This window comes from Desulfotomaculum defluvii, assembly GCF_054657375.1.
Window position 1 is genome coordinate 883,329 of record NZ_BAAHYV010000007.1, and the last position, 14,845, is coordinate 898,173.

Genomic DNA, 14,845 nt, shown 5'->3' on the forward strand with positions numbered 1-14,845 from the left:
AAAAATAATGTAAACAGGGCCATGAGCAAAAACCCTAGGCAAAATGCCAAAAACTCAGGGCCCATATCTTCTTTCAAGTTTTCTTGAAGCTGATGGCTGATGGCTGACGACTTTACTTGTCTTACCCTCGACTTTTTTCTATTTGTTCAGCCAGTTCGTTTAAATAGGTCCAACGATCCATTAATTCTTCTAAGCGACATTCTAATCCCTTTTGTATACCAATGAGCTCTTGTAATAACTCATAATTACTTCCAGCCCCACTAATTTTATTATTTACCACCTTTAGCTCTATCTCCACTTCGGCAATGATGTCATCTATTTGCTCATATTCCTTCTGTTCTTTATAAGTAAATTTTAGAGGTCGGACCTTTTCCCTTTCCTGATGTTCTATGGTTTTGGAGACAGGCGCTTTTTTATTTGTTTCATTTGGTTCCTGGGGTAGATTTTCCATAAATTCTTGATAATCCGAATAATTCCCTACAAAGCTTCTTAGCTTGCCATTAGCTTCAAAGGAAATTATGGTTTCAATGGTCCGGTCCAGAAAGTATCGATCGTGAGAGACCACAATCATGGTGCCGGGAAAATTATCCAAATAATCTTCCAGAATGGTTAAGGTTTGAATGTCTAGGTCATTGGTTGGTTCATCAAAGAGCAGTACATTGGGACATTCCATTAAAACTCTCAATAAATACAGTCTTCTTTTCTCTCCACCGGAAAGGTTAGACACGGGGGTCCATTGAACCTTTGGCGGGAATAAAAAACGATTCAGCATTTGGGAAGCACTGATTAGATCCCCCTCAGAAGTTGGTAAATATTCGGCTACCTCTTTGATGTAATCAATTACCCGTAGGTCACTGTCTATTTCTGGGTTTTCCTGGGAAAAATAACCAATCTTTACCGTTGGACCATGATCTACCTGACCGCTATCGGGATTTAATCTGCCAGCAATAATGTTTAGTAAAGTTGTTTTTCCACTGCCATTAGGACCAATTATTCCGACTCGATCATCCTTAGTAAAAATATAACTAAAATCCTTGATTAGATTTCTCTGTCCATATCCCTGGTTAATATGTTCTAATTCAACAACTTTTTTTCCTAATCGTTTTGCCTCTACAGAGATTTCCATTTTATCACTGTTGATTTCGTAAACTTTTTCTTTGAGATTCTCGAAACGTTCAATTCTGGCCTTTTGTTTTGTGGTTCTAGCCTTAGCCCCCCGCCGAATCCAGGCTAGTTCCTTTCTGAAAATATTTTGTCTTTTTCTTTCGGAGGCTTCCAATTGTTCTTCTCGAGCTGCTTTTAGTTCAAGAAATTTACTATAATTTCCTTCATAACGGTAGATGTTGCCATTGGCTAATTCCCATATGTTGTTGACAACCCGGTCTAGGAAATAACGGTCATGGGTAATCATGAGAAGGGCACCTTTACGTTTGTGTAAGTATTGTTCCAACCAGGATACTGTTTCATTATCAATATGGTTTGTTGGCTCATCAAGAATTAAAAAATCTGCAGGATTGATTAGGGCACTGGCTAAAGCAACTCTTTTTCTTTGCCCCCCAGACAGAGTCGCTATGGGGGCATTAAAATTAGAGATCCCTAGTTTTGTTAGGACCGTTTTAGCCTCATTCTCAAGATGCCAGGCAGCCAACTCATCCATTTTCTGACCCAACTGGAGAATTATATTTTGTAGCTCCTTACTATTTGGCTCGGAATTCAACCTATCAATGGTCCTTTCGTACTCTAGCAATAATTTCATCACCGGAGATTGTCCTTTAAATACCTGTTGAATTACTGTTGCATTTTCATCAAAAATTGGATCCTGTGGTAGATATTCCACTTGTAAATTGTTCGTCATAGTAATTTTGCCCTGATCTATGGTTTCTTGACCAGCCAACACCTTGAGAAGTGTTGATTTTCCCGTACCGTTAATACCCACCAAACCAACCTTTTCTCCCTCAGAGATACCAAAGGATATATCGTCCAGTATATTCTTAACACCAAAACTTTTAGAGATATTTTCAACTGTTAGTAAATTCATAGATATTCCTTCTTCTTTTAAAATTCATTCTTTAATAATGTAGCACAGGATATGAAAGAGTGTCCATTCTTAAGGGGCTAATCATTATCTTTATATTATGTAAAAGGTAAAGCTAGCTCAAGACATTAAAGAAGCAAGCATTAGTTTACATAATAAAATAATATGTAAACTAATGCTTGCTATATTTCGCCAATTAGAACCTTTTTAAATAGTTTCGCAAAGATTCAGCCAACTTTCCAATATGTATCCTATACAATGATTCTTCATCGTCTATCCTGTCTTCCAAAACGCATAACAATACCATCTTGATGCTCTAAATTAAGGGGTTTAAAAAAGTTTGGAATAATTGTGATCTCCCTAAAACCGTTCTTTTGATAAATCCTTTGTGCTGCCAACCAATTTCTAGAAACTATTAATAAAATACTTTTAATCTGAGGATAAGTTTTTAATGATATATTTAAAAGTGACTCAAACATCAACTCGCCTATCCCTTCCCCCCTAAATTCTCGCAATACTCCCATAGATGAAATATATAATTCCTCGCCTGCGGGATCATGGATAGTCTTGATCCAATGACCTAGTTTAAGATTTCCTATATCAATATTTTCCTGATACTTCCATAATTCTGAACATATATAGCCAATTACCCTACCCTCATGTTCCAGCAGCAGGAAACCGGTGGGGAATGTTATGATTCGTTCTAGAAAGACATCCCTTTCTTCTCTAACACCTTGATGAAAGGAATTATCTTCAATAAACATAATGTTATTAATATCTTCCGGTGTGGCTTCCCTAAATTTAAGATCAGCTTTATTCATTTTAGCCTCCAAGTCCATCCTAATCCAATGACTGTTTTAATTTTTATAATTTCCACAAAAACCACCTACTTGCGGAATTATCATTGGTTATTGCAATTGATGTAATATGTAGCCGCTAAAAGTTATTATATTTGTAGTATAACGAAAAATGCCGTCTGAGGACAATCTTTGTATCAAAAGGTTGATGTTCCTGTACAAGAGTATCTATAATATAAATAGGTAAAAAATCTTCAGAAAGGAGAATAACATTGTATTACAATAGCTTGTTTGAAAATGATCAACCCTCTGTTCATTCCTAAGACGGGGATGAACAGTTTGATTTAAAACCTCCCCGTCTAGAGATTTTATAAAAATCTTTATAACTAGGTGGAGGTAACTGATTATGAAGAATACGATATTAGGAGCAATATGTTTATCTTTAGCAGCTAGTATTTGGGGCAGTATGTATGTTGTAAGTAAATATGTACTAGATTTTATCACCCCTATTACTCTTGTTTGGTTAAGATATGTTATTGCATTTTTTGTTTTGTATATAATCTTAAAAATCTCTCAAAACAAAACTAAAAATCATACACAGCTAAAAAAGAGTGATTGGTTACTCTTAGGGTGGATTGGATTTATTGGGTACTTTGTTTCAATTTCTTTTCAGTTTATCGGAACAAAACTTTCAGATGCTCATACAGGCGCGCTAATTACCTCGGCAACACCAGCCTTCATTGTAATATTTGCCAGATTGGTTTTAAAAGAAAGACTTACTGCGCGCAAGATTTTCTCCCTTTTATTAGCTACTATTGGGGTTTCAATTGTTGTAGGTTGGGATTCAAACCTTGGCAGTCACCTTTGGGGAAGTGTCATTTTAGTAGCCGCTGCAATAACATGGGCATTACTATCTGTTTATGTTAAAGTTGCATCTTACAACCACTCCTCTTTAATCATAACAACTTATGCTATTTTATTTGCTCTAATTTTTACAACACCATTTATGGTGTGGGAGATTCAAACTAACAACATTTTATTTAATAGGGAAATCATCCTGGGTGTTCTGTATTTAGGTACCGTATCAACAGCGGGTGCTTTCTTCCTGTGGAATAAGGGAATGGAGATAATAGATGCTGGAATTGGGTCAGTGTTTTTCTTCTTCCAACCACTTGTCGGCTCGTTTTTGGGCTGGCTATTACTTAATGAACATTTAGATTTAAATTTTTATCTAGGTGGGGCATTGATTTTGTTAGGTGTCCTAGTTGTTACGGTTAAGAAAAAACAAGTTAAGTAGAAGACATTTTAACACCATATGCAAAGCCATCTCGACTAATCAAGATGCTTTATAGTTAGCTGATGTCTCTTTATAGATAATGCACAAAGTTCTCTTTTTAAATACGATGTAATTATTAATCTAAAGAGCACCCTGTGAATTCCTAATCGAGAGTTCGCAGAGTGCTTTTCATTTTAACCCAGGTTATCTTAGCGGTTGGACTTGAGCTTTTCGTAAAGCTTGTTAAATTCCTCGCGCAGGGCAGCTTCTTGAATGGTTTCGGGGGCGATTTTTTTCTTTGGTGTCAAAGTGGGGTCGTTTTGTGCCTCAAAGTCCCCTGCCAGAAAGCCATTGGCAATAATGATCTGGGGAACTGAATCTATCTTCAAGTTATAGACCTTATCGTGATAATCCTTTTTGTACAGGTCAGCCAGAGAAGCTTGACTCCCGTCGGCCCGCACAAGAAGATCCCCGGCATTCAGGTTACTTGCAACAACAATGCCTCTCTGGGTAACGACCGGGTGGGATTCGGATACCGAAAGTTCCTCTCCGGCATCTGTTTTCATGTATATCACTGAGTCCTCGTGTCCATAGATGAGCTCCTTTACCGTAAGGCTCTCTTTCTTATCGGACAAGACCTGATCCCCTGCTTTGATATCGGATATCTGCTTCTGGGTACCGTCAGCCATAGTGATTTTTGTATCCTTTCCAAAACAACCCCACCTTATTGTGATCATAGGTACCCGAACAGATGGCTTGGCGCTGGTGTAGTATTGTTCTCCTGGGCCAAGAGCGGACACACTGTTGATGCAGCAGCCCACAATGTTAGTATCTTCCCCATAAGTAACATCAAGATAAAAACTGCATCTTAAAGTTAGGACGGTGGATGTACCAAGATCACTTGTATTCAGCTTGGTGTTCCAGTCCCGTGGAAAACTAAATGACAGAGTATGGGTGGTTGCATCCCAGGTAAAGAATTCCTTTATTTGTTCTGGGGTGTAATTGAAACTGATGCTGCCGTTATCGGAAAACTCCACCAGGATGTTTGTAGTTTCGGAAGTCGTGGAGTATTGGGCATTGGTAACGTTGCTGACAAATTTGATGGACCCCTTTATCGGGATATTTACCTCAACCATATTTTTATCATCCTTGCTTACATCCGGATAATAATATTTGGTGTCTTCCCCTTCACCAGCGGTTCTGTTGTAGAGAAGGAGGATATTGCCAGGCTTTGAGGTTTTGGGATCATCAATGGTAAAGCTTTCAACCAAAGACGAGCCTCCGAGAATTTTTATTGCAGCGTATTCTTTTAGGGCGTTATGAGACAATGTGCATTTGCCATTGGCCGCCGAAGGCCTTTTTACTAAGGTGTAATCCGCATTAGAGGTGATCACACTGTCTTCTTGTCGCACAAGGTTAATGGAAGGATATTTTAACTCTGTGTTGGCGCTATCCTTAAAGGGTTGATCATAGATTTCATAACAGCTATCCAAAATAATATTATGGGTCTTGTCTGTCAAGGCTCCTGAAACGATCATGGAAACTTGCTGTTCTTTCAAATAGGAGTTCAGCCCTGTAAATACGTCTGTTTTGGGGTCGTATACCAGACCATTGATATAAAATTTATTATCAACCATACCATATCCGGTGGTGCCTGAATCGGCATTTTCCGCCTTCATTTTATTTTCTGCATGCTCCTTTTGTGTATTCAAAAAAGCCTCATAAACCAAAGGAAATTCGCTCTTCAGAAGCTCCTCACCGCCGAATTTTTGTAGGAAGTATTCAGCGTGGGGCGGATAGGAAAAGTCCAGTTCCACACTGTTGCATCCCTCAGGGAAAATATTGTCTCTATCTAAGTTTTTCATTTTACACTCTCCTCCCAAAGCTGATATTTATGGGTTGATATCTATAGTCCCTAATTCTCCTGACAGCCCTATTGCACCGTTGCCGCCACTCTTTCCGCCATCTCCAGGCGGTATTCCGCTGCCGCCGGCCCCGCCACGGCCACCGGCTCCAGCGTTGCCACAAGGAGCTTTTTTGCACTCAGGGGTGATCGTGTGGTCATTGATTTTTGGGCACTTGATGACGACCTTGCCGCCATTGCCGCCGTTACCGGAATTCCCGCCGTTGCCGCCGTCTCCGCCTTTTCCGCCTGCTGAACCGCTTCCGTCACGGCCGTTGCCGCCGTCTCCGCCTTTTCCGCCATCACCGCCGCTGCCGCCTACATTTAATATGTTAAGGTTTCTTTTTAGCTCGCCAATTTCAATGGTAACGTCTGGGGCGTCCCCCCCGTCACCTCCCCTTTCTCCTGCTGTGCCGGCACCGCCAGATTCACCGTCTCTGCCTCTGGCTCCGTTTTTGCCCCTTTCCCCGGTAATGATAATATCCCGTCCCCAGGGGTTGGAGTATGCGGCTCCAGAATTTGATTCATCTCCGATCAATTGACCGATCTTAAGAGTACAGGGCAAGTGAATCTCAATGTAGCCTCCTGTAGCCAGCTCTACAACATCATACTGTGTACGGCTTGAAGAGGATTTGATTATTAAGGGTACGTCCTCCGTCACTACAATATTAACTTTTCCTAATTTTTCTTCCATTGTCCTCATCCTTTCAGATGGTTTTTTTACGCGAAACAAGCCACTAATTTCCCCCAGTAATACAGGGTGCTGGGAGTCCTGGCCCACAGGGGGGCATAAAGATCCACTGTGGCCAAGGTTCTGGTAGTATAGGTGGTACAGTTATTAGTCAAAAGATTAAAATTATTAGAGCCGGTATTATAACGCAAATTTCGGGGCACTCTTGGAATGGTGACCGTATCAACGTTGTGACCGCGGAATGGCACCCCGCGAGGATGATTGCCAAATCCCCGCCCTGGCCAGATATCATGCCAATTACCTCTGTCTTGGGAAATCATGGAATGCCTCAGTTTCTGTATTTTGGGGCCAGCCAAGCCTATATGCACGTCATGTCTTCCCCCATTGGTATGAAGAGTTTTCAAATTGCGTCCGGCACCTACCAGCCCAAATACGGCTGAAGAGACACCACCAATAACAGCACCAATGACCATGCTTTGGACCCAGTTTTCTGTAAAACTCTTGCCGTGGGCGAGATTTAAGCAGCCGTTTGTTACTACTCCGTCGACACCGCCGATTACAACACCTATCCCAACTTCCAGGACAATATTGGTGGCGGCGGCGCTCATACCGAACATTGTAAAGCCTGCAGGTATTGCCATACCGGCCAAGGCCGTTAGACTGGCAAAAGCTCCTGCCAAACCGGCAGTGATGAGCCAATCCTTATAGTCAAACTCACCTTTTATAGCAGAGCTGATACCATAAAAGACACTGCCGATCCCGGCACCCAACAAAAAGGTACCGCCTACCATAACAAGTCCTGCTCCTAGGGGAGAGGCTATACCTGCGGAGGCAACCGTAAGGACAGCACCCGCAACAACAAGTAAAATCCCCCCTGCAATGGCTGCAAAAACACCCCAGGACCATCCACCATCAGGGTCCATATAGTTGACCCAGTCAGAACCGCCGTAAATGTAAGGGCTGGCATACTGTCTGTCGGGATCAATGGAGTAGAACCTTCCCACCGTTGGGTCATACCACCTGGCTTGCATTTGATACAAACCAGTGACCTTATCCAGCAATTGCCCGGTAAATCCGAAACTGATCAGCCCTTTAGCCTGTGGTTCTTCGTAGACCTGACCTAAATACTCGCCAAAGACCTGGTAATTGTAAGAAGCACACAAGCCTTGACCGTCGTAGATCCCCCTTACAGAGGACTGGTAATCCTTAACCAAGAAATAGGATTTACCGTTCTCCACCAAGGAAAATACGCCGCCGACACCTGCCAAACAGCAAGAGCGCTTCCCTGTTTTTTGCTCCTCCTGGATAAATAAGTTCCCCTTTATGTTATGGACATTGATTTTTATCATGTCCTGTGACACCTCTGCTACCTTTCGTCCATCACCTCCATATAAATACTGTGTATTAATTTGCTTGGTTTCCGAAACTAGGGAGGATACATTCTGCAGAGCTTTATCATATTGCCAAGTAAGCCCCTTGGCCTTGGTGACACTTCCAAACTCGTTATATTGAAAACTGTCAGCACCTCGGGAAACCAGCATATTACTACCGCTTTGATAACCAATTTCTTGTTCATTTTCTTTGCGCATATTGCTGTTCTTGTCATAGAGCAGTTGATTTGAAGCACTTAAGCTGAACTCATTCCCCATTGAATTGACTGCAGACAACAGACGCCCCAGACCGTCGTAGTCATATTCCATGCGGTATTCTTTTAAGAAGCCAGGGCCGGCCTTGGAATTTAAGAATTTGTTGCTAACAGCTTTTATCTTCCCTGAATAAATCGCTTTATCGGCAGTGTCATAATAGCTGATCTGCTGCTCAAAGAATGGATCTTTGATAGAACAAAGCCAATCTGCACTGTTATAGGAATAATTCCGCACCAGTTGATTGGGCTCGCCGGGCATGAAGGTTTCTATACTCAGCTTTCCAGACGGATTGTAGGTATATGCTACTAGGCATTTTCCCCCGGAGTACACTTCCTTTAGTTGTCCCTGGGTATTATAAACATAGCTCATTTCCTCTTTGTTATCTGCCTGCTGTTTCACCGGGTTGCCCTTGCTATCGTACACCGCCCTCAAAACATTTTCCTGTCCCAGGACCTTTTGCTTGCGCATAATCATATTGCCATCTGAATCATAGTCGAATTCCTCTTCGACAATATGGTCCTCGCTGCCGTTGTAAGTAAGAGTTTTCCAAAGCCTGCCCAGCAGGTTTCTGTTATCACCAGTTCCGTCATAATAGTTTTTCCGTGCCCACTGGCTGTTCTCAGGACGGAAAGCAGGATCATCGGCCTTTTCCTGCAGCACAGCCTCATCCCATGGGCCGCTGCAGCTTCCGATTTCCGTAAGGTTCCCCCTGTCATCGAACATCTGGTACACATAGTATCCGTGCTCACTTCCCGCAGCGTCCTGGGTGAAACGCAGATTGCCCTGACTGTTATATACGAGTCTGGTCGTACCTGTATCCACATCGGTCCGTTCAACAATTCGCCCAAAGAAGTCGTAACTGATCTGGCTTACAAATTTTTCACGCTCACTTGGGCTAAGGCTTGTGTCATAGTAGTTGGGATACTTGATCAGAACCTGTTGGCCGAAGTCGTCATATTCATAGGTTGTAAGGCTCTCTGTACCGTCTTTTTCGGAAACCTTCCAGTCTGCCAGTTTGTTATCCAGCTTGTCCTTAATAGTATAAGTACTGAGACCATCCCCATCTTTCACCAGATTTACATAGTACTGGCCTCCTGGCAGAGTTATGTTCCCGCCAAAGATCGAATTTGAGTTGGTAAAATAGTCCATTGTCACCGGATGCTGTGATAAAACAGGACCAGGTTGCTTTAACTCTCTGGGCAAGGGCTTGGGTGAAATTGTGGTTTTCGTTCTGCTGTAGGGGAAACCCCCATCCTCCGGATAGGCTTCGGCTGCTTCTCCCTTCATCTGCCCTGTCTCCCAATCAAAATCGGTTATCAAACCACTGCGATAGCCCCACAATTCGTTTTTGGCTGACACAGCCTTTGTTAGGACCGAGGCTTGCCCAAGAGGAGAATATACCGGCATCATTGTCAGTACGCCATCCTCGGTTATACTCTGATCCTGCAGAGTTTTACCAACATAATCCTGGTAAGTTATCTTTACGGTAGGTTCCGGAGCATACATCAGATAGTTGAACAGGAGCTTGTTATTGCTTTCTATTTTGATGGGCTGTGAAGCACTTTCCCCGGTCTTGTTGCTAAAGAGCACGGCCCCGTTGCACATAAAAGTAAATCTCTCTCCAAACTGGATCAGAGCATAATCTGCATCTGCTTTTTCGCTTATTTTGACCGTCCCTATCAACTGGCCCCCCATGCTAAGCTGCCAACTGTCCAAGCTACGCTGAAGCTTAAGTCCTCTGGTGGATATGCTAATATCCTGGCAGGTATTAAGCTTTGTTCCAAACATGAACAGATAGTTTGTGCCTGTATTATCCCTCATTTGGAGCCCCTTTTCGATAATGGCCCAATATTTCAAATAATCATCGCCGCGATTAAAATCAGTAAACTGACCCCCGTTGGGAAATTCCGCTGTCAGCGTAAAATCCGGCCCTTTTTCGGTGTTTTGCTTGACTTCATTACTGGCGTTATAAAACACACTGGCTTTTAGAGGATTCTGGGCGTCCGTAAGCTCCATAATCGGGCGTTGGATCACGTCATGCAGAACATAGCTGCCATCCCGCCTGTTGCGGTGCTTTCCGATGGTGAGCATGAAACTGTTGTAAACATAGGCTTCGGCATCACACAACATGGGAGTCACAAACAGCGCATCCACCAGGATCTTCCCGCTGCTATTGGCCGGAACGATTCGGACATCTACTTTTCCAGGTACACTTCCAAGGTCAACGGCTTTGTAAAAGATTTTCCATTGGTTTTGTGTATCATCAAGGGGCACAAAGCTGTCCCCGAAATAAACACCGGAACCGTCCACACTTCCCGAGGTTTTCAACGCACAGGAAATCATGTATTTGCCTCTGCCACTATTAATTGAAAAGGTAATACCACGGCCTTTGTTCAACCAGCAACAACGGTTCCCGCCATAGAACTCTCCGGTCTCAAACATGAGATTCTTATCTACGGTTTTGTCTATTGGACTCCATTGATCATTTTGCTCATAGGATTCAAAACCGCAGTAGAATACTTCATCAGGGCCGGCTTTCTCAAAGTGGGCCACGGGATAGCCCTGCAGACAATCATACATGATGGTAGTAACCGTGCCATCCAAGGCTCTTTGGGAAACAATACTGCCGTTCTTCAGACGGCGGGTAATTTCATTGGTTTTCAGCCATCCTTTTTGGGGTCCGTTAAATTGGAAATTGGCATCCTCTTTTCCTGTATATGCGTAGGTGTTGCTCTCACCCCAATTACCAAATCCGTCCTGGACCCATTCCTTGGCCGTAGCCTCCAGCACAAGGTTTTTGGTATCATTTCGCTTTGTGGTGGCAACCACAGCGGACACATAATTCCGTTTCTTGAAATCCGGATACACTTCCCAGGCATACTTAAAATTCTGGGAAATACGAATCTGCTCTCCATTTTGGTTGATGTTGATTTTGGTAACTTTTTTCTTTTGACCAAAAACAGTCTCATATTCCGTTTCGATTTCTTCACTGACACAAAGCCATTCACCCCTTGCATCCTCAGAATAGGGCTTAAGATATGTTTCCTGCACAACTTTATGGGGCAAAATACAAAAGCCGTTGGTATCTATGGCCTTGAGGTAATTGACATCACGGTTTGTTATGTTCCCCTGGTCATCAAACAGGGTCGTGCAATAGAGCTGCCCGGCAAAAAAACTGTAATAATCGCGGGCATTGCAAAATTCCGAATTAGCAGGATACACCGCTTCGGGGTTAGAGGGATTTAAACCGTTGAAATAGATGTACTCTGTTGAGCCGTATTCCCCGGTTTGGGCAGCCTGGTTCACCTTTACACGGGAGTATTGGGGGACTTCCCCTGAAAACGTTGCGTTGCTGAGCTTGTAGCTCAAATAAAAGCTCTGCTTATCAAAACCTGTATCCAAGGTAACCTGATTAAGGTAATTTATATCGATTCTTGGAGAATAATCTCTGCTCACGATTTTGTGCAGGGTTATTTTCTGGGCTGTGGCCATCTTGTCACCTGTATAGGTGGTGAAAGAATACAGGCCCACGTTTGGCAGGGTATCGTCCTTTGAGAAAAATTTCTGGTTATCTACCTTCACCTGCTTGTAAAATTCATTGTTTCTGAAAAATACAGCATAAGCATCCCTGCTGTTCTGAAGTTGGTACATTAAAAAGCCGCTGCTCAAAGCTATACTACTGCCGTCTGTACGGTCCGGCAATGTGTAAATCAGCTTCCAGCTTTCGTCAGGCTGCCGGGTGAAGAGGCCGCGTCCTAAGACTGCATAATCACCCAGTACACCGGGACGATAGATGGGCTCATCCCCAGGCAGTACACCGCTGACAGGAACACCAGATGAAGTCCATTGATTGGTGTAGGGGTCAAATCGCAGGGCAACAAATCTCTGCTGGTTGTCAGCCTGTTCCACTGCCAGAGCAAGGTCTGTTCCATAAGCGTAGGCATAGGCCGCCCCTTGTTTTACCTGTAGCAATGAGGTTTTGTTCCAGCGCCCAGGAGAGTAGCGGAAGATGTTTTCGGCAAGCCCCACGATACTGTCGCTAGTAATAGCAGTTAAAATAGGATTTTTGGTGCCCAACTTTTGTTCTGTAGTAAATACCTCGATTTCCTTTAAGCGGAACAGCTCCTCCCAGCGCAGCAGAATAATTTTGCTGGTTACCGTGTCCTGACTCTTCATGGCTACAAAGGTAGCCGCTGCCTGGCATGCTCCCACAGACCATACGGTATTCCATGAGGTGAGCTGCCAGTTTACTTCCAGTGATATATCCTTTAAATATCCGTTTTGCCATTGGTGGTTGGCATCAATATAGAAGGATTGCAGGCGAATACTTTTTGCATTAACTCTGTAGAAAGCCCCCAGGATAAAATTTTCACCCCCAGATATAGCCTGTGCGTCAAAGCCTTCCACTGGCAGATCCTGGCGCTTCCATGTGTTGGTCAAGTAGTTGAATTGGTAAACGATAAGTGAATTTTGACTTTTTGGCTTAACAGCAAAAAAAGTCCCTGAACACGTAAAGGCTGGCCTGACCCCCTCATTGAGCTGGATCACTTTTTCGTTGGTCCATTCCCCTTGTCTTAAAGGATTGTTTTTATACAGCCGGTAGCAATAGGTTCCTTGGTTGACTAGCTTGTACGACATAACGAAAAAGTCCGAGCCTAAATGGATCTGCACATCTTCTATTGTCTCTTTGGCAATATCCCTGTCCTCATAGCTCTGCCAGGCAACATTCCAGGTGTATACACGGACAATATTCGCATTTTGGTTCTGGAATAAAACCACAGTATAATTCAAGGCGTGATAAACCGAAGCTGTGTATTCGGCGCCGGGTTTTGTAAACTCTAGTTTTGGACTGCTGGCCGGTAAAGTGTCATTTCTATATGAATACTGGTATTTTTGACCGTAGGGATAGGTGACCTGAAGAAGTGCGCCGGGATTTGGATTCTGACGGTTGGTTTCATAGTCGAATTTCATGGAAGGCACAGAGACCATGTTTGCATCTTTATAACAGACTTGAGTTGCAGAGGTGAGAAAACGTTTTTTATAAAACTGCCCTTTTTGAAAGATATCATAAAAATCATATCCCAACTGCTGGACGTATAATAGTTGTCCTTCCCGGTTTTTAACTTGAATGCTGTCAATGAATTTGTTATCATAATTGAACTGATAAGGGTTTTTGCTGCCTTTGGAGTAATGGGGCCAGATACACTCAAATGTTTCCTTATCCTTATATACGATTTCTGCTGTCTCTCCGAAAGTGCTGACTACTTTAATAAGACGTATGGCCCGGGTATAGGAACAGTCGCCGATTTGGGCTTCTTCCTTCTCATAAGCGTAGGTAATGCTGTTTCCTGCAAAGCTTTTCACGCTTGTTAGACTCCAGCCTACAGGAAAAATTTCCCCTCCGTTGGAGGAAGTGGCACCCACCCAGTTATCCCAATGGATTCTGGTCTCAATGGCGGAGTCATCGCCCCCATATACCCAGACAGTGCCGTTTTCCTTGTGTATTTCCCACCGGCTTTCCTTTGAGTTATTAAAATAGTAGAACTTCCAGTAAGGGTGTTCTACGGAATAAAAGCTTATGGCTTCGCCATCTATTCCCAACCGATACAAGGGATAAATCCCACCTTCGGCAACCAAATAAAAGGAGGAGTCAAAACTTTCTTTTACGAGCCTGTTCTTTACAACGATGCGGGGAACCTCCATACTCCATCCAAGCCCCAAAGTAGAGCTTTCATATTCTCTGTTGCTGCTTTCCACCATATTTTTTACATTGCTCTGGTAGGAGGCTACAAGGCTAACCTGAAGGTCATCCTGGGAATCCATAGACGCTAAAAACAGGGGAAAGGCCACTGCGCCTTTGTATAAATTAGTGGTTTTCATAATGTTGTTCTCTTGGGAACTTCCTTGCTGTGCTAAACGAAACGGGTCAGCATTCAAATGACCTCATCCTTTCTTATCTCGTTAATAACTAAAAAAATACATAGATGTTATCAAGAACCTTTATCACCACAAATTAACAAATTTTGCAATATTAGATTATATAGAACATTACCATCAATTGACAATCCAAACAATGGGTTTCATTTGTTATGTTTTGTCCTAAAATGTCAACAAAATATTTACAGTTTTATTTGGATATTTATACATTCTGATTTTTTTGTTTTCAAATCTATGGTATAGGTACTCAAGTAAGAGCTGGGAAGCAGTTGTATTATTGGGACGAAGGGCTGTATGGAACTTTTTTTGGCATTCTTTTTGATCATGTATTTAAGACCGGCTGCTAATGCCGGTCTTTTTGCTAGGCAGGCAAGTTTAAATCTAGTGAAAAAAGATAAAATTGTACTACCCTCCAGCTTAATTAACTGAAGTGATAATTGGGGGCATAATAGAGCTGGTTTTATTTGTCATAAAAGTTTTTAGTTGACTAATTTACTCGGGATTACTATAATAATTCCATGAGAATGATTATCATTATCGAGAAAGTTTGGAGGTGATTT

Annotated in this window: 6 protein-coding genes; 1 reads left to right on the forward strand and 5 read right to left on the reverse strand. The window is 42.7% G+C overall.

Translation table 11 applies throughout. The annotated features are described in order from the left end of the window. Nucleotides 1-121: 121 nt before the first annotated feature. Together ACYQ03_RS11430 and ACYQ03_RS11435 are read right to left on the reverse strand one after the other, a co-directional pair. Nucleotides 122-2,038 carry an ABC-F family ATP-binding cassette domain-containing protein gene (locus ACYQ03_RS11430; RefSeq protein WP_459910067.1) on the reverse strand — a complete coding sequence of 639 codons (1,917 nt, stop codon included), beginning with the start codon at nt 2,036-2,038 and terminating at the stop codon, nt 122-124. Between the two features lie 263 nt (nt 2,039-2,301). Continuing rightward, the gene (locus tag ACYQ03_RS11435) at nt 2,302-2,856 is read right to left on the reverse strand and encodes a GNAT family N-acetyltransferase (RefSeq protein WP_459910068.1); all 555 of its coding nucleotides are present in this window, start codon (nt 2,854-2,856) and stop codon (nt 2,302-2,304) included. A gap of 382 nt (nt 2,857-3,238) precedes the next feature. Here ACYQ03_RS11435 and ACYQ03_RS11440 point away from each other — a divergent pair, with 382 nt between their 5' ends. Beyond that, nucleotides 3,239-4,129, forward strand: coding sequence for a DMT family transporter (locus ACYQ03_RS11440; RefSeq protein ID WP_459910069.1), 891 nt, complete (start codon nt 3,239-3,241; stop codon nt 4,127-4,129). Between the two features lie 188 nt (nt 4,130-4,317). On the opposite strand, the gene ACYQ03_RS11445 is transcribed toward ACYQ03_RS11440, so the two are convergent. Genes ACYQ03_RS11445 through ACYQ03_RS11455 form a run of 3 tightly spaced genes read right to left on the reverse strand, consistent with a single transcriptional unit; the run spans nt 4,318 to nt 14,285 of the window. Next, entirely contained in the window at nt 4,318-5,973 is a 1,656-nt protein-coding gene (locus ACYQ03_RS11445; protein WP_459910070.1) for a Hint domain-containing protein, read from the reverse strand. A 27-nt stretch (nt 5,974-6,000) separates the two neighbouring features. After that, nucleotides 6,001-6,714: a hypothetical protein gene (locus ACYQ03_RS11450; RefSeq protein WP_459910071.1), complete on the reverse strand. Its 714-nt coding sequence runs from the start codon at nt 6,712-6,714 to the stop codon at nt 6,001-6,003. 17 nt (nt 6,715-6,731) lie between these two features. Then, nucleotides 6,732-14,285 (reverse strand): RHS repeat-associated core domain-containing protein, encoded by a 7,554-nt coding sequence (locus tag ACYQ03_RS11455; RefSeq protein ID WP_459910072.1) that lies wholly within the window; start codon nt 14,283-14,285, stop codon nt 6,732-6,734. Between the last annotated feature and the right edge of the window lie 560 nt (nt 14,286-14,845).